Origin of the sequence: Thalassospira sp. GO-4 (genome assembly GCF_023588965.1) — a bacterium.
Classification (GTDB): Bacteria; Pseudomonadota; Alphaproteobacteria; order Rhodospirillales; family Thalassospiraceae; genus Thalassospira; species Thalassospira povalilytica.
On sequence record NZ_CP097807.1, the window covers coordinates 3,867,754 to 3,892,677 of the forward strand.

At 56.1% G+C, this 24,924-nt stretch carries 27 protein-coding genes; 11 read left to right on the forward strand and 16 right to left on the reverse strand.

The window, feature by feature from the left end:
• The first annotated feature begins 38 nt into the window (after positions 1-38).
• The gene (phbB, locus tag M9H61_RS17715) at positions 39-761 is read left to right on the forward strand and encodes an acetoacetyl-CoA reductase (protein ID WP_068518334.1); all 723 of its coding nucleotides are present in this window, start codon (positions 39-41) and stop codon (positions 759-761) included.
• 69 nt (positions 762-830) lie between these two features.
• On the opposite strand, the gene M9H61_RS17720 is transcribed toward phbB, so the two are convergent.
• Complete coding sequence (locus M9H61_RS17720) at positions 831-1,424, reverse strand: cysteine hydrolase family protein (protein ID WP_250282024.1); 594 nt, start codon at positions 1,422-1,424, stop codon at positions 831-833.
• 115 nt (positions 1,425-1,539) lie between these two features.
• On the opposite strand from M9H61_RS17720, the gene M9H61_RS17725 reads away from it, so the two are divergent.
• The gene (locus tag M9H61_RS17725; protein WP_250282028.1) at positions 1,540-2,424 is read left to right on the forward strand and encodes a LysR family transcriptional regulator; all 885 of its coding nucleotides are present in this window, start codon (positions 1,540-1,542) and stop codon (positions 2,422-2,424) included.
• Here the strand turns inward: M9H61_RS17725 and M9H61_RS17730 are convergent.
• The 4 genes from M9H61_RS17730 to M9H61_RS17745 form a co-directional block, all read right to left on the reverse strand.
• Entirely contained in the window at positions 2,411-3,040 is a 630-nt protein-coding gene (locus M9H61_RS17730) for a nucleoside triphosphate hydrolase (RefSeq protein WP_250282030.1), read from the reverse strand. The two genes, M9H61_RS17725 and M9H61_RS17730, sit on opposite strands and share 14 nt — an antisense overlap.
• A 132-nt stretch (positions 3,041-3,172) precedes the next feature.
• Complete coding sequence (locus tag M9H61_RS17735; protein ID WP_114112953.1) at positions 3,173-3,961, reverse strand: ATP-binding cassette domain-containing protein; 789 nt, start codon at positions 3,959-3,961, stop codon at positions 3,173-3,175.
• Positions 3,958-5,040 (reverse strand): ABC transporter permease, encoded by a 1,083-nt coding sequence (locus tag M9H61_RS17740; protein ID WP_068518331.1) that lies wholly within the window; start codon positions 5,038-5,040, stop codon positions 3,958-3,960. Before M9H61_RS17740 ends, M9H61_RS17735 begins: the two co-directional genes overlap by 4 nt.
• 173 nt (positions 5,041-5,213) lie before the next feature.
• A complete protein-coding gene (locus tag M9H61_RS17745; RefSeq protein WP_068518330.1) occupies positions 5,214-6,242 on the reverse strand; it encodes a sugar ABC transporter substrate-binding protein in 1,029 nt (342 codons plus the stop codon).
• A 226-nt stretch (positions 6,243-6,468) separates the two neighbouring features.
• Here M9H61_RS17745 and M9H61_RS17750 point away from each other — a divergent pair, with 226 nt between their 5' ends.
• Positions 6,469-7,716, forward strand: a complete 1,248-nt coding sequence (locus M9H61_RS17750) for an ROK family transcriptional regulator (protein WP_082817767.1) — start codon at positions 6,469-6,471, stop codon at positions 7,714-7,716.
• Positions 7,717-7,744: 28 nt separating this feature from the next.
• Here the strand turns inward: M9H61_RS17750 and gloB are convergent, their stop codons facing one another.
• Complete coding sequence (gene gloB / locus M9H61_RS17755; protein WP_250282036.1) at positions 7,745-8,515, reverse strand: hydroxyacylglutathione hydrolase; 771 nt, start codon at positions 8,513-8,515, stop codon at positions 7,745-7,747.
• Positions 8,516-8,681: 166 nt separating this feature from the next.
• Between gloB and M9H61_RS17760 the strand changes: the two genes are divergently transcribed.
• Positions 8,682-9,524, forward strand: coding sequence for a class I SAM-dependent methyltransferase (locus M9H61_RS17760; protein WP_250282038.1), 843 nt, complete (start codon positions 8,682-8,684; stop codon positions 9,522-9,524).
• A 100-nt stretch (positions 9,525-9,624) separates the two neighbouring features.
• On the forward strand, positions 9,625-10,464 hold the full coding sequence (locus M9H61_RS17765; protein ID WP_082817766.1) for an ABC transporter substrate-binding protein: 840 nt from the start codon (positions 9,625-9,627) through the stop codon (positions 10,462-10,464).
• Positions 10,465-10,537: 73 nt separating this feature from the next.
• Here M9H61_RS17765 and M9H61_RS17770 read toward each other — a convergent pair whose 3' ends face one another.
• The 4 genes from M9H61_RS17770 to petA form a co-directional block, all read right to left on the reverse strand.
• Positions 10,538-11,167, reverse strand: coding sequence for a LysE family translocator (locus tag M9H61_RS17770; RefSeq protein WP_101245578.1), 630 nt, complete (start codon positions 11,165-11,167; stop codon positions 10,538-10,540).
• A gap of 160 nt (positions 11,168-11,327) precedes the next feature.
• Positions 11,328-12,104: a cytochrome c1 gene (locus tag M9H61_RS17775; protein WP_250282040.1), complete on the reverse strand. Its 777-nt coding sequence runs from the start codon at positions 12,102-12,104 to the stop codon at positions 11,328-11,330.
• A complete protein-coding gene (locus M9H61_RS17780; protein ID WP_082817765.1) occupies positions 12,097-13,368 on the reverse strand; it encodes a cytochrome b N-terminal domain-containing protein in 1,272 nt (423 codons plus the stop codon). The genes M9H61_RS17775 and M9H61_RS17780 overlap by 8 nt, the downstream gene beginning before the upstream one ends.
• 8 nt (positions 13,369-13,376) lie before the next feature.
• Positions 13,377-13,928 carry a ubiquinol-cytochrome c reductase iron-sulfur subunit gene (petA, locus tag M9H61_RS17785; protein ID WP_068518324.1) on the reverse strand — a complete coding sequence of 184 codons (552 nt, stop codon included), beginning with the start codon at positions 13,926-13,928 and terminating at the stop codon, positions 13,377-13,379.
• A 394-nt stretch (positions 13,929-14,322) separates the two neighbouring features.
• Between petA and M9H61_RS17790 the strand changes: the two genes are divergently transcribed.
• Both M9H61_RS17790 and hemF read left to right on the forward strand, forming a co-directional pair.
• Complete coding sequence (locus M9H61_RS17790) at positions 14,323-14,793, forward strand: tRNA (cytidine(34)-2'-O)-methyltransferase (protein WP_068518323.1); 471 nt, start codon at positions 14,323-14,325, stop codon at positions 14,791-14,793.
• A complete protein-coding gene (gene hemF / locus M9H61_RS17795; RefSeq protein WP_250282042.1) occupies positions 14,793-15,656 on the forward strand; it encodes an oxygen-dependent coproporphyrinogen oxidase in 864 nt (287 codons plus the stop codon). Before M9H61_RS17790 ends, hemF begins: the two co-directional genes overlap by 1 nt.
• A 45-nt stretch (positions 15,657-15,701) precedes the next feature.
• Here hemF and M9H61_RS17800 read toward each other — a convergent pair whose 3' ends face one another.
• Both M9H61_RS17800 and M9H61_RS17805 read right to left on the reverse strand, forming a co-directional pair.
• Positions 15,702-16,619: a hypothetical protein gene (locus M9H61_RS17800; RefSeq protein ID WP_250282045.1), complete on the reverse strand. Its 918-nt coding sequence runs from the start codon at positions 16,617-16,619 to the stop codon at positions 15,702-15,704.
• A 245-nt stretch (positions 16,620-16,864) separates the two neighbouring features.
• Positions 16,865-17,128, reverse strand: coding sequence for a helix-turn-helix transcriptional regulator (locus M9H61_RS17805; RefSeq protein WP_250282047.1), 264 nt, complete (start codon positions 17,126-17,128; stop codon positions 16,865-16,867).
• A gap of 45 nt (positions 17,129-17,173) precedes the next feature.
• Between M9H61_RS17805 and M9H61_RS17810 the strand changes: the two genes are divergently transcribed.
• Entirely contained in the window at positions 17,174-17,704 is a 531-nt protein-coding gene (locus M9H61_RS17810) for an SDR family NAD(P)-dependent oxidoreductase (RefSeq protein ID WP_250282053.1), read from the forward strand.
• Positions 17,705-17,954: 250 nt separating this feature from the next.
• Here the strand turns inward: M9H61_RS17810 and M9H61_RS17815 are convergent, their stop codons facing one another.
• Positions 17,955-18,605 (reverse strand): glutathione S-transferase family protein, encoded by a 651-nt coding sequence (locus M9H61_RS17815; RefSeq protein WP_250282056.1) that lies wholly within the window; start codon positions 18,603-18,605, stop codon positions 17,955-17,957.
• A 144-nt stretch (positions 18,606-18,749) separates the two neighbouring features.
• Positions 18,750-19,646 carry a branched-chain amino acid aminotransferase gene (locus M9H61_RS17820; protein ID WP_068518318.1) on the reverse strand — a complete coding sequence of 299 codons (897 nt, stop codon included), beginning with the start codon at positions 19,644-19,646 and terminating at the stop codon, positions 18,750-18,752.
• A 113-nt stretch (positions 19,647-19,759) separates the two neighbouring features.
• On the opposite strand from M9H61_RS17820, the gene M9H61_RS17825 reads away from it, so the two are divergent.
• The 3 genes from M9H61_RS17825 (at position 19,760) to M9H61_RS17835 (ending at position 22,897) form a co-directional block, all read left to right on the forward strand.
• On the forward strand, positions 19,760-20,275 hold the full coding sequence (locus M9H61_RS17825) for a MarR family winged helix-turn-helix transcriptional regulator (RefSeq protein WP_068518317.1): 516 nt from the start codon (positions 19,760-19,762) through the stop codon (positions 20,273-20,275).
• A gap of 507 nt (positions 20,276-20,782) precedes the next feature.
• On the forward strand, positions 20,783-21,511 hold the full coding sequence (locus tag M9H61_RS17830) for a response regulator (RefSeq protein ID WP_250282058.1): 729 nt from the start codon (positions 20,783-20,785) through the stop codon (positions 21,509-21,511).
• Between the two features lie 51 nt (positions 21,512-21,562).
• Positions 21,563-22,897 carry an ATP-binding protein gene (locus M9H61_RS17835; RefSeq protein ID WP_231856699.1) on the forward strand — a complete coding sequence of 445 codons (1,335 nt, stop codon included), beginning with the start codon at positions 21,563-21,565 and terminating at the stop codon, positions 22,895-22,897.
• Between the two features lie 110 nt (positions 22,898-23,007).
• Here the strand turns inward: M9H61_RS17835 and M9H61_RS17840 are convergent, their stop codons facing one another.
• Both M9H61_RS17840 and M9H61_RS17845 read right to left on the reverse strand, forming a co-directional pair.
• The gene (locus tag M9H61_RS17840; RefSeq protein WP_250282060.1) at positions 23,008-23,703 is read right to left on the reverse strand and encodes a nitroreductase family protein; all 696 of its coding nucleotides are present in this window, start codon (positions 23,701-23,703) and stop codon (positions 23,008-23,010) included.
• Between the two features lie 256 nt (positions 23,704-23,959).
• The gene (locus M9H61_RS17845) at positions 23,960-24,643 is read right to left on the reverse strand and encodes a GntR family transcriptional regulator (RefSeq protein WP_250282062.1); all 684 of its coding nucleotides are present in this window, start codon (positions 24,641-24,643) and stop codon (positions 23,960-23,962) included.
• Positions 24,644-24,924 lie beyond the last annotated feature (281 nt).

Consider the following 24,924-nt stretch of genomic DNA (forward strand, 5'->3'; position numbering starts at 1 on the left):
GAAGACAGGCTTGATGAACGAAGTTTAGGGAGGCGACCATGACAAAAACAGCACTGGTAACCGGTGGAACCCGCGGTATTGGCAAGGCAATCAGCCTGGCGCTCAAGGATGCGGGCTATACCGTTGTTGCGAACTATGCTGGCAATGACGAGGCCGCAAAGGCCTTCAGCGATGAAACAGGCATTGCAACCTGCAAATGGAGCGTCGCGGATCCCGATGGCTGTGCGGCTGGCATCGCCAAGGTCGAGGCCGATATTGGCCCGATCGATATTCTGATCAACAATGCCGGCATCACCCGTGACGGTTTCATGCATAAAATGGAAACCGAACAATGGCATGCGGTGATCGAAACCAATCTCAGCTCGCTATTCTATATGACCAAACCGGTTCTTGAAGGCATGCGGGCCCGCGGCTTTGGCCGCATTGTCAATATTTCCTCGATCAACGGGCAGGCCGGCCAATTCGGCCAGACCAACTATTCCGCGGCCAAGGCCGGTGTGCACGGCTTTACCAAGGCGCTTGCCCAGGAAGTCGCGCGCAAGGGCATTACGGTCAACACCATCGCGCCGGGCTATATCAATACCGACATGGTGGCGGCTGTCCCGGAAAAGGTTCTCGAAGGTATCGTTGCCAAAATCCCGGTCGGCCGACTGGGCGAAGCCGACGAAATCGCCCAGGCGATCCTCTATCTTTGCGGCCCGAATTCCGGCTTCATCACCGGTTCCTGCCTGTCGATCAATGGCGGTCAGCACATGTTCTGATCCCGCCTGCGCTGGACCAAAAAACAACGCCCCGCAGACAAATTTGCGGGGCGTTTTGTCGATCCGGGATCAGGCTGCCAATACATCCCTGGTCGAGACGATCTTGGCAAAGGTATCACCCAGCATTGTCAGTTCGTGGCGATGCAGGTCAGCGGCCGGTATTGTCTTGCCGCTGATGGCATCGGGCAGATCGCGCGTGGTGGTGGCATCCGATACCACCGTGACCCCGTATCCCTTTTCATCGGCGACCCGGGCGGTGGTTGATACACAAACATGTGTCATGAAGCCGGTGATCACCACCTGCGTGAAACCGCCCTGTTGCAACAGTTCGTCAAGTCCGGTGCCGCCAAACGAACTTGGGACCGATTTGGTCAGGATTGCCTCACCCTCCTTGGGGGCAACCTCGGCCATGATTGCGGCATAGGGGCCGCTTGGATCAAACAGGCCCGTTGCGTGATGCTGAATATGGATAACGGTCCCGCCCTGTGTCCGCCAATGGCTCAGAAGTTTCTGAATATTGGCCAGTGCGGGCTCAAGACCCGACAGTTGCAGTTTGCCGCTGCGGTATTCTTCCTGTGCGTCAATCACGATCAGGGCGGCATCATCGGGTGTTCCGGTCACAAGACTTGCCCCGGCAAGATCAAAAATGGTTTTCGCAGTCATTTTCGGCATCCTTTGTTTGTTTCGCTGATGCCCCATCATGTCTCTGCGAAATTGCATTATCCATCGGCAATAATTCGATTATAATCTGCAAAAATGCAGATAAGTGGAATGTGTGATGTCACTTGATTGGGAAGGATTGCGGACCTTTGCCCATGTTTGTCAGGCCGGGAATATGAGTGCCGCTGCCCGTGAACTCGGGGTGAACCAGACGACGGTGGCGCGCCGCATTGCCCGGCTGGAAGAATGGGTGGGCTATGCCATTTTGCACCGCGATGGTCGTGTGCTGGCGCCAACCGCCCGTGCGCAGGTCCTGTTGCAAACAGCCCAACACATGCAGGACACGGTATCGGATTTGCTGACACGCGATCCGGTTTCCGAACAGGCTGACGGGGCTGTTGGCGGCATTGTGCGCCTGACCGGGGTTGATGCGATTTTGCAAGATTGCGTTGCCCCGCATATCGCCGATCTGCATCAACGCTTTCCGAAAATTGCTTTGGAACTGATCGGGGCCAACCGCAATCTCAGTCTGCCACAACGTGAAACCGATATCGCCATCCGTCTGGCCCGGCCCGATAGCGGGGCGTTTCATATCCGCAAGCTCGGTTATCTTGAATATGGCATCTATTGCAATCCGAACGGATTGCCTGCAACCGCGATGGATCCGCAAACCCTGCCATGGATCGACCTTGACGAATTCTTTGCCGACAAGCCCGAACAAAAATGGCTGGCCGATCATTTCCCCGACCGGACAGTTATTGGCTATGCCAATCGCGGATCGATCATGGTTTCAATGATGACGGGACATGCCTGTTGCGCCCTTTTGCCGCGATGCGTTGGGGATCGCATCGACTTTCTCAGATGCCTGGATACCTATCACCCGACCGGTCGCGAAGTCTGGCTTCTAACCCATCAGGAAAAACGCCATCTGCCCCATGTCCGCGCCGTCACCGACTGGCTGACCGGCATCCTGCTTGACGGGGATTTTATTACACGTTTGTGATTGTGATGGTTGCCGGTTTGCTGGATCTGGCAACCGTCAAGGCATTGGGCAGGTCATTATGCTCGGCTTTGGTGATTGCCGATTGATGGTCAAAACCAAGGCCCTGCCACCGGTCAATCAGGCGTGCGCGCAGGGTTTCTTCTGGCACTTCAAGAAACACCGACAGATCAAAAAGCCCGTCAAGCCCGTTCCATGGTTCCTGATCAAGCAACAGGTAATTGCCTTCGACCAGAATGATGCGGTGGCGCGGTGAAATGGCGCGTGCCGATCCGCGTGATATTTCAAGTGCGCGGTCAAAAACCGGCACATAGATCTCTTCATCTGGGCTATCGCGAAGCGCAAGCAGGATGCGTCTCAAGCCCCCGACATCAAAGGTGTGCGGCGCGCCCTTGCGCGATAACAGGCCGCGCTGTTTCAGGATCGCATCATCAAAATGAAAACCATCCATCGGCACAACAGCAGCACCGGCTTCATCACCCCCCAGATGGTGATAAAGCCGGTCGGACAAATGTGATTTGCCCGATGCTGGTGCCCCGATGATCGCAACCAGGATGCGCTGATCGTCAGTTTGTTGTGCGCGGATCATCGCCGCCAGTTCGTCAATGTCGGGTGTCATCTGGGTTGGGTCTTCTGGAATTGATGTCTTGTGGGTTTTTGCTGTTGAACGGGCGGGGCAGGGCTGCCGTTTTGGGCCATTCTGCCCCGCCCGGTTCGGTGTCATGCTATTATCGGGACAACCATCATCGGATCAGGTAGCGGCATCCGCTGCGGGTGGTTCCATGGCCCCGGTCATGAAGGCAACCGCATCGGACATGCTGTAATCATCAGGCTTGATGGTACAAAGCCGTTTGCCCAGCCGATGGACGTGAATGCGGTCCGCGACCTCGAACACATGGGGCATATTGTGCGAAATCAGCACAATCGGCATGCCGCGCGCCTTCACATCGGCAATCAGATCCAGCACACGCCGGCTTTCCTTCACACCAAGGGCGGCTGTCGGTTCATCCATGATCACTACGCGCGATCCGAATGCCGCCGCCCGTGCGACCGCAACCCCCTGGCGTTGTCCCCCAGAAAGGGTCTCGACAGCCTGGTTGATGTTCTGAATGGTCATCAGGCCAAGCTCGGACAGCTTTTCACGTGCCAGCCGCTGCATTTCCTTGTGATCAAGCGCGCCGAAATATTTGCCCATGAAGCCTTTCTTGCGAAGCTCGCGGCCCATGAACATGTTATCGGCAATCGACAGGGCCGGCGACAGCGCAAGGTTCTGATAAACAGTCTCGATCCCGGCTTCGCGGGCCTCCATCGGCGATGTGAAGCCGATCGGCTTGCCATCAAGTTCGATGCTGCCTTCATCAATCGTGATCGCCCCTGAAAGCGCCTTGATCAGCGATGATTTCCCCGCCCCGTTATCGCCGATAACGGCTAGAACCTCGCCGGGATAAAGATCGAAATCGGCATGATCAAGTGCGGTTACCCGGCCATAGCGTTTGACAATCCCGCGTGCCCGAAGAACCGGTTTTGCTGTGTTGCTCATGACGACACCTTTCTGATCCACTGGTCAATGGCCACGGCAATGATGGTCAGCCAGCCAATGGCAAAGACCTGCCACAGAACATCCACACCCGCCAGACGAAGCCCGGAATTGAACACGCCAACAATCAATGCCCCGATCAGCGGACCGATGATTGATCCGCGGCCGCCAAACAGCGAGATGCCGCCAATCACCACAGCGGTAATCGATTGAAGATTGGCTTCCTGAAAGCTTTGTGGTGAAACCGATCCGACACGTCCGATCGATGCCCATGCCCCGATGCCGCATACAAGCCCGGCCAGACCGTAAACCATGATCAGGGTGCGGTTGGTGCGAATGCCCGAAAGCTCGGCGGCTTCCTTGTCATCGCCAATCGCATAAACATGCCGCCCCCAGCTGGTATGGTTCAGGATGTACCAAAGCACCCCGAAAATCACCAGCATCAGGATCGACCCATAGGTGATGCGTGCCCCGCCAAGCGCGATGCTTTCGCCAAAGAATTTCAAAAGCGGGGCAATTTCATCAAGCGTCTGGCTGCGGATCGACTGCGCGCCCGAAAGCCACAGATTAAGCGCAAAGAAAATGTTCCAGGTGCCCAGTGTGACGATGAAAGGCGGCAACTTGATCCGGGTGACCAGAAAGCCGTTAAGGCCCCCGGCCGCAATCCCGCCGATACAGCCCGCAATGATCGCAATCGGGGCGGGCACGCCAAGGGTGATGGCAAGCTGGCCCATGATCACCGACATCAGAACCATGATCGCCCCGACCGAAAGATCAATGCCCGCGGTCAGGATGACAAGGCTTTGTGCCGCGGCCAGAATCCCGATGATTGAGACCTGCTGCATGATCAGCGACAGGTTAAAGGGTGAAAAGAATTTGCTGCCTGCAACGAAGCCGAAAATCACGATGGACGCGATCAGAACGATCACCGGTACCATCGTCGGGTTGCCGTGCAGGAAATGCTGCACATTGTCAAACAGGCTGCGTGATTTGTGTTCGAATGTTGCAATGGAGCGGTCACTGGACTCAAGCGACTGCTCGAAATCCTGTTTTTTGCGTGACGACTGAGCTGTATCGCTCATCTGTTCCTCCCGACCTGGTTCGGGTCTGTGCGGGGCAGGGTGCACGCACGGCCCGGAAGTCACCCGTCCGGTTCTGATGACCGGTTTGGTTTGCGGATGTCGACCAAGTGTAATCTAAAGTGGGACAAGGAGGGCGAACTTCTTGCCGCCCTCCTTCGAAGCGGAAGGGATCCTTAACCCCAGCAGCGATCCGTGCCCTCGGCAACGCTGATTGACGGCACACCGTCAACAGGCTGGTCGGTCACAAGATTGACGCCGGTGTTATAGAAGTTCAGGCCCTGCGAATTCTGCGGTTTTTCACCGCTATCCGCCCATGCCTTGATTGCTTCGATTCCCTTGGACGCCATCAGAAGCGGATATTGCTGGGAGGTCGCACCAATCACGCCATCCTTGACGTTGGCCACCCCCGGGCAGCCGCCATCGACCGAAACAATCAGAACGCCTTCTTCCATGCCAAATGCCTTCAGCGCCTCATAGGCACCCGCCGCGGCCGGTTCGTTGATCGTATAGACAACATTGATATCCGGGTCGCGTTGCATAAGGTTTTCCATGGCTTTGCGGCCACCTTCCTCATTGCCGCTGGTCACGTCATGACCAACGATCCGGGCGTCATCCTCGTCCCCGATCTTGTTGGGGTCCTTGATGTCGATCCCGAAACCTTTCATGAAGCCCTGATCGCGCAAGACATCGACCGACGGCGCACTTGGCGACAGATCAAGCAGTGCGATTTTCGCATCACTTGCCTTGTCGCCCAGTTTGGCTGCCGCCCACTGACCAATCAGCTCGCCTGCCTTGAAATTGTCAGTGGCAAAGGTCGCATCGGCCGCATCAATCGGTTCAAGCGGCGTATCAAGCGCAATCACAAGCAGCCCGGCATCACGGGCCTTTTTGACCACCGGCACAATCGCCTTGGTGTCCGATGCGGTCAGAAGAATACCCTTGGCCCCCGATGCAATGCAGGACTCGATGGCCTGGACCTGTGTTTCATGGTCGCCGTCGATTTTCCCGGCATAGGTCGAAAGATCGATGCCAAGTTCCTCGGCCTTGGCCGAAGCCCCTTCTTTCATTTTGACAAAGAACGGGTTGATGTCGGTTTTGGTAATCAGGCAGGCCCCGATATCGGCAGCCTGTGCCGCATTGGGGGCAGCCGAAAGGCCAAGAGCAAGCGCACCAAGGGTTGCGCCAAGAAGTGCTTTTTTCATGTGTTTCCTCCCAGGGATGAACCTGAATGGCTGATCGGTTTCGACCAGCACCATTTGTTTTCCAACAGATCGTGGCGCGCATTTTCTTCAGGGCCTTCAACCTGTCTGCCGCCTAGCACACACCAATCCGGAGGGGCTGTCAATTAATAAATCCGGTTGATTTATTAATTAATCCTGTCACTCTGAACCGCAATCGGGCATTAAAGGACCCGAGTGGGAGGACCAGATGACGCAAACCATATCGACCAGCCCCGATCAAACAGGGGCGGAAGATCAGGCAGCACGTCCGCTGCATCCGGGCGGTGGCGCCAATCAGCTGCGTGTGCGCGCCTATAATGAACGGCTTGTCCTGTCGCTGGTCCGCCGCAATGCCGGTCTGTCAAAGGCCGATATTGCAAGGCTTTCGGGGCTTTCGGCCCAGACGGTTTCCGTGATCATGCGCGCCCTTGAAAAGGACGGATTGCTCAAACGCGGCACCCCGGTCCGCGGCAAGGTCGGCAAACCCAAAGTTCCGATGGCGCTTAATCCCGACGGGGTATTTTCCTATGGTCTGAAGATCGGCCGGCGCAGTGCCGAACTGATCCTGCTGGATTTTGTTGGCACCGTGCGGGCGTCGCTCAAGGAAGCCTACAAATACCCGACCCCTGATGGCATCCGCCAATTTGTCCGGGACTCGATTGACCGCATCACCGCCGGTCTTGGCACGGATCAGCGCAACCGCATTGCCGGGATCGGCATTGCCGCCCCGTTTGAGCTCTGGAACTGGGTTGATGAAGTCGGCGCCCCGGTCGAAGACATGAATGCCTGGCGCGAAGTCGATCTGATCGACACCATCGGCGCCATTGTGCCCTTCCCGGTCTTTCAGCAAAATGACGCAACCGCCGCCTGCGGGGCCGAACTGGTCTTTGGCCTTGGGCCGAACTATGCCGACTTTGCCTATTTCTTTATCGGATCGTTTATCGGCGGTGGCGTGGTGCTCAATCAGGCGCTTTATGCCGGGCGTACCGGCAATGCCGGGGCTTTCGGATCAATGCCGGTTTCCTCGCGCAGCGGCCATCCCAGCCAGCTGATCGATCAGGCATCGATCTTTGTGCTTGAAGATATGCTGACCCGCGACGGCCGTGATCCCGCCATGCTGTGGCGCGATCCGGACTATTGGAACACGCTGGGCGAAACCCTTGATATCTGGATCAGCCACACCGCACGCAGTCTGGCAATCGCCATAACCTCGGTCTGTTCGGTGATCGATTTCGAAGCGGTGATTGTCGATGGCGGCTTTCCGCCTGATGTTTGTGCCCGGCTGGTCGCGGCAACCCGGGCGGCCACCAGCGACCTTGACCTTCAGGGCATCGAACGCCCCCATATCGAACAGGGCCAGGTCGGCAGTGCCGCGCGTGCCATCGGGGCGGCAAGCCTGCCTTTATTCTCGCGCTATCTGCTTGATCAGAATGTCCTGTTCAAGCAGATGCAATAACCCCGGACCCAGCCCCGGATCCAGACCCCTAGAAACTGTCCTTGCGCTTGCGGATCTCGGCAAAGATATCGACCGGGCTTTGGCCGCTCATGCCGATTGCTGCAGCAAGCGACGGCTCATCAGCCCGCAGGAACGGGTTGGTCGCAAGCTCGACATCCAGACGCGACGGAATGGTGGGCAAATTGCGCGCCCGAAGCCCGTCAATATCCTGACAACGTGCAATCAGGATCGGGTTGTCCGGTTCGATGGTTTTGGCAAAGCGCGCATTGGACTGGGTATATTCATGCCCGCAATAGACCTGGGTGCTGCCCGGAAGATCACGGAACTTGCAAAGAGAATCCCACATCTGTGCCGGTGTGCCTTCAAACAACCGCCCGCAGCCCAGCGCAAACAGGCTGTCACCCGAAAACAGCGCAGTAACCGCTGGGAAATAAAACGCGATATGGCCGCTGGTATGGCCCGGAACGTCAAAGACCCGCCCCTTGAGATCTCCGATCAGAACCTGATCCCCCTCGGCACAGGTTTCATCCATATTGGGAATGCGCGCACTTTCCGCCGCCGGACCCAAAAGCTTCGCCCCGTATTTTTCAATCAGTTCGCCATTGCCGCCAATATGGTCATGGTGGTGATGGGTATTGATCACCAGATCAAGGTTCCAGCCCCGTTCCTCAAGGGCGGCAATCACCGGGGCTGCTTCGCCCGGATCAATCACGGCGGTGACGTCGCTGTAATGACAGCGCACAAGATAGGTGTAATTGTCTGAAAGACACGGAATAACGATCACTTCGCCCGCGGCCATGGCGTACCTCTGCACTGAATTTGTGTAATTGCCCCAAGACTATCAGCAAGGACTGTCTTGAAACAATCACCCAAAATCCAAAGATTTTGACATTCTATGCTAGGGTCGGGACCGAACTGTCTGCAAAGATGTTTCCGTGCCGCAAAGGGGATGATAGGTTTACCGAATGCCGCAGGATGTCGTTGATCTTCACCGTTTTTATGCCAGCAGTATCGGTCAGGCCGCCCGTCGCCTGATCCGCAGGCGCCTGCGCGTCATGTGGTCGGATGTGCGGGGCATGCGGGTGCTGGGCTTTGGCTATGCCACGCCCTATCTGCGCCCCTTTATCGGCGAGGCCGAACGCGTCATGGCCTTCATGCCCGCCCGTCAGGGCTGCGTGCACTGGCCCGTGGACGAAGAAAACCGTGTCGCCCTGACCGAAGAAACCATGCTGCCGCTGCCGGACAGTTCGGTTGATCGCATTCTGCTGGTCCATCTGGTCGAACATTCCGATTCCATGCGCCGTCTGATGCGCGAATGCTGGCGGGTCTTGACGCCCAATGGCCGGATCGTGGTCGTAACTCCGAACCGAAGCTCGCTGTGGTCCTGGTCGGAAAAGACGCCGTTTGGCTATGGCCACCCCTATAGCGTGTCCCAATTGCAAAACCTGATGCGCGAAAACATGTTCCTGCCGGTCCAGCACAGCCGCGCGCTGTTCCTGCCACCGACCCAGCGCCGCCTGTTCCTGCGCTGGTCGCAGCTGTTTGAAAATATCGGATCGCGCCTGTTCAAGGCCTTTGCCGGTGTCTCGATCGTCGAAGCCGGCAAACAGCTTTATGCCAGCACCGGCACCCCGTCGCGCAAGCGCCGTCTGGTCCACATTCCGGTAACCGTACCACCCCTTCGCCCGGCCGAAGGCAATCACCAGCATCAAAAGGACCACGTCCTGTCATCGCGGTCCGCCAGGGTCGATGTCGCCGATGCCGCCGATGAGGCAATCCTGACGGATCGGACCGACAAGCCCGCATGATGTCCGGGCCGGTTTGGCGCCCGGATCGGCAATGATCTGCAATGATCTGTTACCTCATGACAATTGACAGACCCGTGCAGTCTTCTCCCATAATAGGGGCATGAATTTCAGAAATGCTGTGCGAAATGCTGTCCGCTTTACGGGGTGCATGCTGGTCGGGGCTGTGCTGACCACATCGCTTTGCGCCCGTGCCGAGCCGGTCCAAAGCAGCAATATCCCGCGCACCATCACCCTTTATGCCGAAGACAGCAACCGTCCCTATGCCTATTTTGACGGAACCGGCGCCGAAGGCATCTATGTGCGCATCCTCAAAAAGGCCTTCGCCAGAATGCCGCAATATCATCTCGATATTGTCAGCGTGCCGTTTCGCCGTGGCATGGAATTGCTCAAGGATGGCAAGATCATGGGGTTTTTCCCGCCCTATGCGCGCAAGGATCGCGACTGGATTGACCGCTATTCCATCCCGATCCTGCGCGAAACGGTCGTCGTCCTGTGCAGCAATGATTACGCCCACAGCCACGATCTCAAAGTCTTTCCGCGCGATTTCAAGGATGCCCGTTTTGCCAATAATGCCGGCTATCGACTGGCAGGCGAGGCATTCTTTGACATGGTCGATGCCGGTGACATCACCCTTGAAGAAGCCAACACAACCGCCAGCAACCTGCGTTTTCTGATGGCCGGGCGGGTTGATTGCTATGTCAATGAACGCATGGCCATTCTGGCGGGAATGCGCGAACTTGCCATCGACAAGAACATGGCGCGCCTGTTCAACGAAACCGCCATCATCGGGCAGGAATTCGGCTTTGTTGCTTATGGTCCGGATCCGGATAACCAGTGGCCCTGGCGCGATCAGTTCGCCGATGATCTTGACAAGGCCCTGGCTGACATGCGCAACCAGGGCGAAATAGACCGGCTGGTTGTCGATTATTTCGCCTATTAGGTGCCGGTTCGTTGCGTTGCTGGTGTGCCTGGACTGGTTGTCTGCTTTGGCTGCCTGATTTGGCTGTTTGTGCCTAGCGCGCCGAAACTGCAAGCCCGATCCCGAAACTGACAAAGATGCTGCCTGAAATGCGCTGGAACCATTTCTTGCCATTCCCGGTCAGGAACTGGCGCGACCGGGCGGCAAACATCGAATAGGCCATGATCGATGAAAACGACATGATGACAAATGTCGTATCCATGATGGCAAATTGCGAAATCAGCGGCGCATTATGGTCAATGAATAACGGGAACAGCGCGGTAAAGAACGCAATGGCCTTGGGGTTGCTTGCCGAAACGATGAAACCCTGAACATAAAGGCGCAAGATACCCGGCGCGCGTTTGGGTTCGGTGCTGTTGACCCCTTCGACGGCGGGCAGTCTGCTGTCGCGCCAGAACTTGATGCCCAGCCAGATCAGATAGGCCGCGCCGACATAATGGATGATCGAAAACAGTACGCCCGATGTCATGATCAGCGCGCCCAGACCCAGTGCGGATAACAACCCCATAAGCCCGGTCCCCGTCACACAGCCCAGCGCCCCGATCAGCGACGCACGCGGGCCGAACCGGATGCTGTTGGTAATGCCCAGCATGATGGCCGGGCCGGGGGTCAGGGTGGCGATAAAGACTGCCAGAAAATAAAGGGCGAATTGATCACTGGTCATGCCGGGGCGCTTTCATTGGGGCGGGATCGATGCCGAACGCCATTCAATGGCATGGTCTAAGCGCGGTCAATTACCATGATTGCGCATCAGATGCGCAAAAACAAACAGGCCACCCGTACGACGGATGGCCTGTTCAAAGGTCTTGGGCAGATGACCGAACTTAATGTTCGATATCGCGCCAGATTTTGCGTTTCACCGCATACAACATCGCCGTCAGCACGATCAGGAACAGGATGACCTGAAGGCCAAGCTCCTTGCGGGCTTCAAGTTCCGGCTGTGCCGTCCAGTTCAGGAAGGCAACAACGTCGCGTGCATGCTGTTCCAGGGTTGCCGGGGTTCCATCGGTATATTCGACCGCTTCATCATAAAGCGGCGGTGCCATGGAAATCTGGTGGCCCGGGAAATAGTGGTTATAGGATTTGCCATCGGAAAGATCGAACCCTTCCGGGGCTTCTTCCTCGTAACCGGTCAGAAGCGCGAACACATAGTCCGGGCCCGCGACACGTGCTTTGGTCATCAGGGACAGATCAGGCGGAATTGCCCCGCCGTTCGAAGCAGCCGCAGCCTTTTCGTTCGGGAACGGAGACGGGAAATAATCCGACGGCTTGCCCGGACGGGTGAACATGTCACCATCGTCATTCGGACCGTCTTCAATGTCATATTCCGCAGCAATCGCCTTGATCTGGTCTTCGTTAAATCCAATGCCTTCAAGGTTGCGGAAGGCAATGAACCGCAGGCTGTGACAGCCCGCACAAACGTTTTTATAGACCTGGAAGCCACGTTGCAGCTGGGCACGGTCATACGTGCCAAACAGACCCTTCCAGCTCCAGTCCTGTGACGGCGGTACCGGGGCGTCCCCGGCAGCCTTGGCTGCGTTACCGGTGAATGCAGTTACCGCGAAGGCGGCAGCAATTGCGGTCAGTGCGAACTTACGCATTTGCACCCTCCTTCAAAACAGACTCACTGATGCTTGCCGGAAGCGGTTTGGTTCTTTCAAGCTTCCCGACCAATGGCATCACAACAAGGAAATGCGCGAAGTAATACAGCGTCGAAAGCTGACCCATCACGATAACCTTAAGACCCGGAATTCCCATGAAATAGTCATCCGGTGCCTTCGCCCCGCAATAGCCGAGGATGAAGGTATCGATCACAAACAGCCAGAAGAACCATTTGTAAACCGGACGGAATTTCGAGCTGCGAACCTTCGAGGTATCAAGCCACGGAATAACGAACAGGATGACGATCGATGCAAACATCGCCAGAACACCAAGCAGCTTTGCCGGGATGCCAAGGATGGTGAAATCGATCGAACGCAGGATCGCATAGAACGGCAGGAAGTACCATTCCGGCACGATGTGCGGCGGGGTTACCAGCGGGTTGGCCGGAATATAGTTGTCCGGGTGGCCAAGGTAATCCGGTGCAAAGAACACAAACGCGCAGAAGAAGATCAGGAACACGCCCAGCCCGAACAGATCCTTGATCGTGTAATACGGGTGGAACGGAATGCTGTCTTGCGGGGTTTTGATTTCAACGCCGGTCGGGTTGTTCGACCGCACACTGTGCAGCGCCCAGACATGCAGGACAACAAGGCCCAGAATGACGAACGGCATCAGATAATGCAGCGAGAAGAACCGGTTCAGCGTCGGGTTATCAACCGAGAAACCGCCCCAAAGCCACGTCACCAGCGGATCGCCAATGATCGGGAAGGCCGAGAACAGGTTGGTAATAACCGTCGCACCCCAGAAGGACATCTGGCCCCAGGGCAGGACATAACCCATGAAAGCAGTCGCCATCATCGCAAGCAGGATCAGGATGCCGATCCACCACAGAACTTCGCGCGGCGCCTTGTAGGACCCGTAATACAGGCCCCGGAAAATATGGATGAAGACACAGATGAAGAACATCGATGCGCCATTCATGTGGATATAGCGGATCAGCCAGCCATGGTTCACATCACGCATGATGCGCTCGACCGACTCAAAGGCCATATCGGTATGCGGGGTATAGTTCATTACCAGGAAAATCCCGGTAAGGATCATCGTCACCAGAACAAAGCCCGCCAGGGAACCGAAGTTCCACATATAGGACAGGTTTTTCGGGGTCGGATATTCGTAAGCGGAATGGTGCAGCATGGAGATTACCGGAAGACGGTCATCAACCCATTTCACCACTTTGTTATTCCATTGAGGTGCGCTCATCATACAGCTCCTTAGCCGATACGGACGGTTGTGTCGGTGAGGAAGGTGTAGGTCGGCACCTCAAGATTCTTCGGCGCAGGACCACGGCGGATACGGCCCGACGTATCATAGTGCGAGCCATGGCACGGACAGTACCAACCATCATAATCGCCACGGGCTTCCCCGGTGGCGGTGCCCATCGGGATGCAACCCAGATGGGTGCATACGCCGACAACAATCAGCCATTCCTTTTTCTCGACACGCGCGTCGTCGGCCTGCGGATCGACCAGCTCGTTCAATGCAACCTCGTTGGCTTCATTGATTTCGCGCTCTGTACGATGGCGGATAAAGACCGGTTTGCCTCGCCACATTACCTTGACGGCCTGACCAACCGGGATGTTGGCCAGATTAACCTCGACCGAGGCAAGTGCGAGAACATCTTTGGACGGGTTCATGCTGTCCACGAACGGCCACAACGCAACACCGGTGCCAACGACACCGACGGCAGTGGTCGCCAAGGTCAGGAAATCCCTGCGGTTCTCGTCCGGCTGGTGATCGCCGGATGAATGCACCGTTTGCGACATAATTTATCCCTCTTTCTGCCCCCAAAACAGGCATGTGGATTGCCAAAAGCAAGACTTAGGACATCCTCGTTTGAATTCCCTTGATGAAAATCAAACAATGACGTCACTAAAAGCCTTTAGGCCTGTTTCCGCTCCGTCATACTAACAAAAATTCGGTTTGTTAAGGAGAACTTGGAGTTGCAATTTGTTTGCATTCAATAAGATCATTTGGTTTTGCGGTGCACAATTCGGTAAAACCTAGCGTATTTGCGGGTATCGTGGGCCTTGCGAACCAATGGTTTGGCGCTTTGGTTTTTCTTATTCCAAAAAAGTCTAATAGGGCTATTAACGGGTAATTATATGTCTTCAATGATCTGATTCGACATCGGATCACCAACGATTCTAAAAGTGCGTCATGAGAATTTGTTTATTTGAACCCGATATCCCGCAAAATACCGGAACAATCCTGCGCATGGCGGCCTGTTTCGGATTGCCGGTCGATATTATTGAACCGTGCGGATTTTTGCTGACCTCGGCAGCACTCAAACGCGCCGGGATGGATTATCTTGGCAAGGCCGATTATATACGCCATGCCGATTGGCGCAGCTTCGTCGAAGCCCGCGATCAGGGCACGGTGCCGGGTCGTCTGGTTCTGCTGACCACCAAGGGGGCCGAACCCTATTGCGATTTCGAATTCCGGCCTGACGATATCCTGATGCTGGGCTCCGAAAGCAAAGGCGTCCCCGATCAGGTCCATAACTATGTCGATGCCCGGGTGGTGATCCCGATGCAGCCCGAAATGCGATCGCTCAATGTGGCGATGGCAACCGCGATGACGCTGGGCGAAGCGCTCCGCCAGACCAACAGCTTTCCAAAGAGGACGTAATGAGCAGCAAGGACGAAACCCTGATCGAAACCCGCAAGAACACCGCAAAGGCGTGGTTCCGTCAGCTGCGCGATGAAATCTGTGCCAGTTTCGAGGCGCTTGAAGACAGCTATACCGGACCGCTGTCGGACCGTCCGGCCGGGCGGTTCGAACGCACGGTCTGGGAACGCGGCCCGGGCGAGGGCGGCGGTGAAATGTCGGTCATGAAGGGCCGGGTCTTTGAAAAGGTCGGGGTCAATATCTCGACCGTGCATGGCGAATTTTCCGAAAAATTCCGTGCCGAAATTCCCGGTGCGGCCGAAAACCCGAATTTCTGGGCGGCGGGCATTTCGCTGGTGGCCCATCCCTGTTCGCCCCATGTTCCGGCCGTGCATATGAATACCCGTCATATCGTCACCACCAAGGCATGGTTTGGCGGCGGGGCGGATCTGACGCCGGTCTTCCCGCAAGACGAAGACACCGCCGATTTCCACGGTGCGCTCAAGGCCGCCTGCGATGACCATGGCGATGATTATTACGACCGCTTCAAAAAATGGTGCGATGAATATTTCTGGCTGCCGCACCGCAACGAACCGCGCGGGGTTGGCGGGATTTTCTATGATTATCTTGATGCCGACTGGGATGCAGACTTTGCCTTTACCCAGGATGTCGGCAAGGCGTTTCGCGATATCTATCCGAAACTGGTGGCGCGCCATTACAACAAATCCTGGACCGACGAAGACCGTCAGGCACAGTTGGTCAAACGTGGCCGCTATGTCGAATTCAATCTGCTGCACGACCGCGGCACGCGCTTTGGCCTGATGACCGGTGGCAATACCGAAGCCATCCTGATGTCGCTCCCGCCCGAAGCAAAGTGGCCTTAGGCGACGTCGCGTTTGCTTCAAGCTGCCCGAAAATCAGTGGCGAATTTACTGTGTGGAAACGGTCGCGGGTTCGGCCCGGATCGTTTCCGTCATCGAATTCAGGGTCTGCCAATAGGCGACAGCAGGATTGATTACGCCGCTATTGACCAGACAGCGCTGGATGAAACCGCTTTCACGCAGTGTCCTGATGCCCCGGTTCAGGGCGTCGACAACCCTGTCGGCATTTTCAAGCCGGGCCGAGACCATGAAATGCTGTGTGGCGGGCAGGGATATTTTGACGTTCGGGATCGGATAAAGCCGGATACCGTCAACCTCGCGCCCCATATCTTCCTGCGATGAAAATTCAAGAAGCGTGAAATCAGCCCGCCCGGCATCAATCACGGCAAAGACCTGTATGGTTGTTGCCGCACTGCTCAGTGTCGCCGGTGACAGGCTTTCAAGGACCTGCCAGTCAAGCCGCCAGTTCCGGATACCAACGGCGCGCATGGTTTTGATATCGGCAAGTCCGATTTGACGATCCGCATCAATGAAATCACGCCGGGCATAAAGACCCTTTTCAATTTCACCGGTCAGAAAAAGCGGCTCGGTCCGAAGCGTGCTGTCATCGGTTGCGATATTGAATATCCAGTCGGTTTTGACATCGGCCTGGCCTGCCTCGATCATTTTGCGGCTGCGTTCCGAGTTCGGGGACAGCACCGGCTCGACAGTGGCAGTAAAACCACCTGCTGCCAGTGCTTCGCGCAGCAATGTATATTGCATCAGTGACAGGTTTGACTGGTTTGCCTGCCGACATTTCCGGCAATCCTCGAAACCGCTGCGGATACAGGCGTCTAGGCCATCCATATCGGCCTGTTTGACCGGGATGCGGATGGTACGGTTTTGCTCGGACGCGTGCGCGCCGGAAACCATACCGAAAACAGCAAACGATGCGGCAATGATCAAAATGACAGGCCTGAACCGCACGACGTCCCTCAAATACATTGTATGCGATGTAGTTTTGGCTATTACATCAATTTAAAGATGAATGCCAGACAAGAGGCTCGCGCGCTTGTCTGCTATGCGCTGGCCCGACAGCCTGCACCGCATCGTTTCCGACCTCGCATCTTCCGCGCCCTTTAACGGGCATGATGTGCATCGCTTTGATCGCACACGCAAACAGACCCGGCTGCCGTACTGTAACCAACCGCACCGCACAGGTTGGTTGGGGTTTATGGATGATCGTGTGGCAGTTCCCCAAGATGCTGCTTCATCCATCTGACTTCCTCGGATGCGGTTTTGCCAAAGTGGCGTTTGAATTCCCGACTGAATTGCGACGTGCTGACATAACCGACCGTGTTGGCAACCTCTGCAACCGTCTGGCCTTGGCGTGCCAGCAACAGGCGTGCTTCATGAAGCCGCATGGATTTGATGTATTGGCCGGGGCTGCTGCCAAGGAGCCGCCGAAAATGTGCGTGATAGGATGGCACGCTCATCCCTGCATGGGATGCCAGGTCGGAAATCGATATCGGCTTGATGAAATGCGTCGGCAGTTTGACGTCAATGTCTTTGGTGCGACTGCGGTGGCCAAGGCATTCTTGCCGCGTTTCCGTCAACGCCGTTCCGGTTCCATCGTCAATATTACGTCCATGGGTGGGCTGATAACCATGCCGGGTATTGCCTATTACTGTGGCAGCAAATTCGCCCTTCAGGGGATTTCAGACGTGATGCGCGCTGAAATGGCACCTTTTGGTGTGCATGTCACAGCGGTTTGTCCCGGTTCATTCAGAACCGACTGGGCAGGGCGGTCGATGGTACGAACAGATCGGTCAATCCCGGATTATGACGCCCTGTTCGAACCGATCCGAAAGGCGCGTCTGGAAAAAAGCGGCAGACAATTGGGCAACCCCGACAAGCTGGCGCTGGCCGTGCTTGAACTGGTCAAAATGGATAACCCGCCCGCGCAGTTGCTGTTGGGCAGTGATGCCTATCAGTTGGTATCCGATAAACTGGACCGCATGCAGGACGAAATCGCCCGATACAAGGATTTGACCCTCTCGACAGATGGCTAGATATCAAGTCCGACGGATCGCATATTGACAGAAAGGCACCATTCTCCCGCGCTGGGGGATCGTGCCTTTCCCTCTTTCTGATGCCTCTTGCCTCTTGCCTCCTGCCTCCTGCCAGCCAGGGCCAGGACGGATTGCCTCGTTTACGCGTGCTGAATGCAGGGGCTTGTGTGACGCCGGTCGCGCTAGGGAGATTCTATATTGTATGAAGAATTAAAATCCTGATTATCCAAATGATTACAGGTTCTTACGTCTAATCGTGGGTATGGCCGCTAAAGGTGGTTCGGGTCATGGATGGGCGGGTGCAGAAATCCTCATACCATTTGCTCAGGGTCGGGCGACCGGTTTTGAAGTCGACCAGATCGCGAAAGGCGATCCAGTCAAGGCCGGTGGCAAGGGCGATATGGCCGATGGTGATCGGGTGTTGGGGATCAAGATTTGCTTCGAGATAGTCGAAGGTTTCGATCAGTTTGGCTTTCTGCCCGTCGGCCAGGGGCGGGTAGCGTAAAGGTTCCGGGCGGCGCGCGGTTTCCCAGCGATACAGCACCCCGGCATCGCACATGCCCTGCGCCAGGGCATGCAAGCGCAAGGCATGCAGCCGTTTTGGCATCTTGTGGGGGATCAGCTTGCGCCCGCCATGCAGCCGGTCGAGATAGTCACAAATCACCAGTGAATCATATAGCGTCATGCCATCAGGCAGGATCAGCACCGGCACCTTGCCCAGCGGATTGGCGGCAAAGATCGCATCATTGCGATTGGTCGGGCTGGTTTCGTGATGAATAACCTCAAGCCGGTTTTGCAGGCCTGCCTCGATGGCAAAGGCCAGCACCTTGCGGGCAAAGGGCGAGTGGGTCTGATACAGAAGCTGGTGGTCGGGTTTTAAATCATCAGACTTTTGGGGCATCGATTTCGGCCTTGGCTGGGGGCTGCGTGCTTGAATGCGACTTAGCCATGCGGTCTGGCTGCGGGCAATAAAAAACCCGGCCCATCAGGACCGGGTTGATTATTTGGCAAAATTTAATAATCGGTGTGATTATTAAATGCAGACTTATTCGGCAGCGACAGCAGCCTTTTCGCCACGGACCAGCGCCATGTAATCTTCCATCAGCGTCTTGCAGACGGTGGCCGGGGTGAATTTGTACTGGCCGATTTCGGCAACCGGGGTGACTTCAGCCGCGGTGCCGGTCAGGAAGCACTCTTCGAAATCTGCCATTTCTTCGGGCATGATGGTCCGTTCAATGACTTCATAACCGCGCGCTTTGGCAAGGCCGATCACGGTACGGCGGGTGATGCCGTCCAGGAAGCAATCCGGGGTCGGGGTATGGATTTTGCCATCCTTGACAAAGAAGACGTTCGCACCGGTCGCCTCGGCGACATGACCACGGTAATCAAGCAGCAGGGCATCGGCATAACCCTTGCGCTCTGCCTCGTGCTTGGACAGGGTGCAGATCATGTAAAGACCGGCTGCCTTGGCATTGGTCGGTGCGGTGTTCGGTGCCGGACGGGCCCATTTCGACAGGTCAAGGCGGATGCCCTTAAGACGTTCTTCCGGAGCGAAATAGCTCGGCCATTCCCAGCAGGCAATCGCCACATTGATGCGGGTCGACTGCGCGGAAACGCCCATCATCTCACTGCCACGCCAGGCAATACGACGGATATAGCCTTCGGTAATGTTGTTGGCAGCAAGGGTTTCGATGACCGCATCATCAAGTTCCTTGGCGCCATAGGGGATCTTCATATCCAGGATTTCACCGGACTTGATCAGGCGTTCGCCATGTTCAGCCAGCTTGAAGACCTTGCCATTGTAGCAACGTTCACCTTCAAAAACCGCACTGCCATAATGGACAGCGTGGCTCAGCACGTGCAAAGTGCTTTCACGCCAAGGTTTTAGTTCACCATTATACCAGATAAAACCATCACGGTTATCGAAGGTTGGAGTCGTCATTTGCCAAATTCCAATTCAAAATCGTTCCTGGACGTAACTTTATGTCCTTATTTGTCTGGTCGAAGTAACATTCATAGATTAATATGTCAATAAAACTGACTTAACGGATAAGCATGGCAGATATCTCTACACGTAAAGTCAATCCGCTTTTCCTGCGGGAAGAAGAGCTTAGGCAGGGCATCGAATTGCTGTTCTATGCCTATCGCGATTTCACCGCGGTCGCGGACCAGATGCTTGAGCAATATAATTTCGGGCGCGCCCATCACCGGGTCATTTATTTCGTCAGCCGCAATCCCGGAATTACTGTCAGTGATCTGTTGTCGATTCTGAAAATCACCAAACAGTCGTTGTCACGCGTGCTGGGTCAACTGGTGCGCGAAGGGTTCATTGAACAGCGCACCGGATTGCAGGACCGCAGACAGCGTTTGCTGACCCTGACCGAAAAGGGGGAGGCGCTTGAACGCGAACTGACCGAAAAGCAGCGCGCCCTGATTGCCGCGGCCTATCGCGAGGCAGGGGCAGAATCGGTCGAAGGTTTCCGCAAGGTGATGCTTGGCATGTTGGGCGAGGAAGACCGCAAGCGGTTTGGCGATGATGGCCCGACCGGATTGCGCCAGCGCGCCGGGTAAAACGCGCCGGTTAAAAAGCTGCTGCTTGCGGCGTGCAAGTTCCGGTGGCCGACGCTTGATCTTGATCCTGATCCTGATCCTGATCCTGATGGTTCTGTTCGCGGGGCCCTAAAGTGGATGCCCTATAGCGGATGCCCTGTGGTGGATGTTGGGGGCTTGTGTCGGGTCCGACGGCGGTGGAAACGCCCCGGCGGTATGGCCGCGTCATTATGGCCGCATCCCAATTATGGCCGTATCGCAGCCGCGTCCCAGCCGTATCAAAGTCGGATTATAGTCGCGCCGTGGGTGGGCGATCGCGTCGGGATGGCGGGGCGTTGCGCCGATGTTTGGTCCGGCAAACTCAATTACGCCATATATTGATATATAAAGTGTCTTGCGTCAGTGGCGCGGGGCACTTTATTGCATGGTTCCATGGTCTTGGCGCCTTGATCCTTACGCTTTTGAAACACTTTATCGCCAAGTTACTGGGCATTGAATGAGATTGATCTCGATCGTTGGGGGCCTGCAATGACTGGTGCTGATCAGCCACATATTCTGGTGGTCGATGATGATGATCGCCTGCGTGATTTGCTGACCCGCTATCTTGGTGAAAACGGGTTTTCGGTCTCGGCTGCGCGGGATGCGGCCCATGCGCGGGCAAGCCTGGCCGGGTTGCAATTTGATCTGCTCGTTCTTGATGTCCTGATGCCCGGTGAAAAGGGTGTTGATCTTGCGCGCAGCCTGCGCGAATCAGGATCGAAAGTACCGATCCTTTTGCTGACCGCCCTGTCGGAAACCGAGGACCGTATTGCCGGGCTTGAAGCCGGGGTTGATGATTATCTGGCCAAACCGTTCGAGCCGCGCGAGCTGGTTCTGCGGATCGAGGCGATCCTGCGCCGTTACGGGGAACAGCCCGAGCCGGTCGAACCGGCCACAGAGATTGCCCGATCCGATATTGTATGTTTTGGTCGCTTCAGCTTTGATCTTGGTAAAATGACGCTGCAATGCGAGGGCGAGCATGTCTATCTGACAACCGCCGAGCAGGCGTTGCTGGCCGCCCTGATCAAGCGGCGTGGACAAACCACGTCACGCGAACAACTTCATGAAATGATCAGCGGCAATGCCGTTGATCCGGCGGCGTCGCGCAGTATTGATGTGCAGGTGACCCGTCTTCGTCGCAAATTCGAAGAAGACCCGAAACAACCAAGATACTTGCAGACAGTACGTGGTCGGGGCTATGTCCTTTATGCCGATTGAGCAAGATCCGAGAACGAGACGGTGGTGCTGAAATGAACAGGGAATTGCACTGTGGGTAGTGAACAAAAAAGCCCGATCAAGTCATTGATGCCGACGGGCCTTTTGGGGCGGTCGTTGCTGATTCTGATGACGCCGATGCTGTTGCTGCAAATCGTCACCGTTCTGATCTTTTTCGAACGTCACTGGGATACGGTTGCCCGCCAGCTGAGCCGCGGGCTTGCAGGCGATGTTGCCTATGTCATTGACTATCTGAACGAATATCCCGACGAGGATCATTATCGTTCCCTGCAGCATTCCGCGCGTGCGCATATGCAGCTTGATATCGTTTTCGAACCCAACGAAATTCTGGGGGAGCAAACACTCGATCCCCCGCTTGGACTGGTGTCGGAGGAACTTTTCGTCGCGCTGAGCGAACGGGTGCAGCGGCCATTCTATTTCAATCTTGATCTGGATAACCGCCGCCTGGAAATCCGGGTGCAGTTCAAGGAAGGTGTCCTGTCGATCGTTGCACCACGTAAACGGCTTTACAGTTCGACGACCTATATCTTCTTTATGTGGATCGCCGGTTCTGCGCTGATCCTGTATGGGGTTGCCGTGATCTTCATGCGCAATCAGGTGCGCCCGATCCGCCGTCTGGCCAAGGCCGCCGATCAGTTCGGCCGCGGGGTCGAGGTTGGCGATTTCAAACCCGAAGGGGCAGCCGAAGTCCGGATGGCGGCAACGTCGTTTATGTCGATGCGTGACCGCATTGCCCGCCATCTGTCGCAAAGGACCGCACTTCTGGCCGGGGTGTCGCATGACTTGCGGACACCATTGACCCGCATGAAGCTTGAACTTGCCATGCAGCAATCATCGCCCGGTGTCGATGCCCTGAAACAGGATGTGATCGATATGGAGCGCATGGTTGATGCCTATCTGGCATTCGCGCGCGGCGAAGAAGGCGAAAAGGCCGAGACAACCGATATCGGCAAGCTTCTGACCGATCAGGTCGGCGAGGCCCTTCGCGACGGGCAGCAAATTGATCTTCATATCGAAGACAGTCTGGAAATGGATGTGCGACCGCAATCCCTGCGCCGCTGCATTTCCAATATCATGTCCAATGCCGGGCGCTATGCCAACAATCTGTCGGTCCGGGCCGGTCGTCGTGGTCAGGATTATGAGATCGTGTTTGATGATGACGGGCCGGGCATCCCGGCCGAAAAGCGCGAGGAAGTCTTCAAACCGTTTTACCGGCTAGAGGAATCGCGCAATCAGGCCACCGGCGGCGTCGGGCTTGGCATGACCATCGCACGTGATTCCGCGCGCGGCCATGGCGGTGATGTGTATCTTGAAGATGCGCCGGGCGGTGGCCTTCGTGTGCGTCTGGTGCTGCCGATCGGCAATTGATCACACAATAGCAAAGCAAAAGCCCCGCCAGATCGCGGGGCTTTTTTGTTGCCAGATCCATGCCGGTTTCAGGCATGCGCCAGATGGTGCAATCACCGGGAACGGCGCGCTTAAAAGAATGTCGCGATTTCCGAAAGGTCCTTTTTCTCGGTCGCGTGAGCCGGGATGGTGGCGTCGGATGCGGGATAGCCGGTGACAAGCAGGATATAGGGCTTGTTGTGATCGGGCCGGCCACAGATTTCGGTCAGGAAGCTCATCGGGTTTGGCGTGTGAGTCAGGGTGGCAAGACCGGCGCGATGCAGGGCGGCAATCAGAAAGCCGGTGGCGATGGAAACGGATTCCGGCACGTAATAGTTCTTGCGCAACTTGCCATCGGCAGAGGTGCTTTTGCGTTCGCCAAAGATGCAAATCAGCCAGGGTGCGGTTTCAAGGAACGGTTTGCTGTCATCGGTTCCCAGCGGTTTGAGGGCATCAAGCCATTCTTCGCCAGCGCGGCCTTCGTAAAAGGCGCGTTCTTCTTCCTCGGCGGCAAGACGGATTTGCTTTTTCATCGCCGGATCGCCGATCACCGAGAAATGCCAGGGCTGATGATTGGCGCCATTCGGTGCAGTACCAGCGGCGCGAATGCAGGTTTCAATAATGTCGCGCGGCACCGGGCGGTCGGAAAAATCGCGCACGGTATGGCGCGTTTTGATGTCGTCATAAAATGCCTGCGCACGGGCCCGCATGTCAGCAATGTCATATTCCTGATAGTCGGGCAGGGGGATCGGTACAAATTCGGTGGTGAGTTTCTTGGCGGCAGACATGGCGCTTCCTGAAATGTTGTTAGTTTAAATTGTCAGACAATCGTAAATGTGATGGTCAGAGCCAGCAAGCGATAAAATATGCCTTGCCTTGCCTTGCCTTGCCTTGCCTTGCCTTGCCTTGCCATGCCATGCCGTGCCGTGCCGTGCCGTGCTGGGAAGGGGATGCTATGGGATGTGAGAGCCGCACCCGTTCTGTTGTCAGTGCAGGTGGGTGGATGAAGTATTGGAGGCTGGTTTTTCGAATGCCGCGCGGCAGTCAGTCGGAAGTCGGGGCGGCGAAATGGTCATCTGACAGGGCCTGGACCAGCTGTCTGGATTGATCGATATGGTCGATCATGATGGCTTCGGCCTGTTTGGCGTCATTGGCCCTTACGGCTTCGAGCAACTGGCGGTGGGCGGCATTGGTTGCCAGGACCTTTTCATCGGCGACCAGAACCCGAAATTGCAGCCAATAGACATTGTTGGCAATCCGGCGGAGTTGTTCGCGGAGCAATTCATTCCTGCTGACATCGGCAAACAGCATGTGAAAGGCAAGGTTATGGCGCGACATGGCATTGAGGTCACGCGATGCTTCGGCCGCATCAAGCGCGGTCTGGATGGTTTCAAGCGGTGTGATCGCCGATGCAAGGACCGGGGTTGCCAGACGGACAGCCAATCCTTCAAGCGCGCCGCGCACGGTAAAAAGATCATCAACTTCGCGCCTTGTCATGTGGCGAACACTGACCCCGCGATAGGGCTGGGACAACAGCAGGCCGTCCGAGCTGAGCTGACGGAAGGCTTCGCGTACCGAGGGGCGGCTGACATTGAGCTTTTTGGCAAAATCGATTTCCGTCAGCCGTTGTCCGGGCACCAGACGTCCTTCGCGAATGGCGCTGGTAATCGCATCCGCGATTTGCTGAACAGTCAGCGGGTCGGAGTTTTCGGCAACGGATTGCGTCATATATCACCGCATTGAGATGTATCATTGTGTCGCCGCAAGGCAGGGTATATCAAGCCTGCAGAATATCTTGCCAAGCGGGTTCAGTCTGCATACTGTGCCTGATTGTCAGACAATATTCTACACTTAATTTGTATTGTTTTATGTAATTTACACAAAATGACAAGAAATATGGATTGTTTCCTTGCGATATACGTTTGATTGATGTTAAATCGCGCCAACTTGGCATGGAATGCGTGCCGGGATAAAACTCCGTGTTTCCCGCCACGGTTCCACAAACAGAC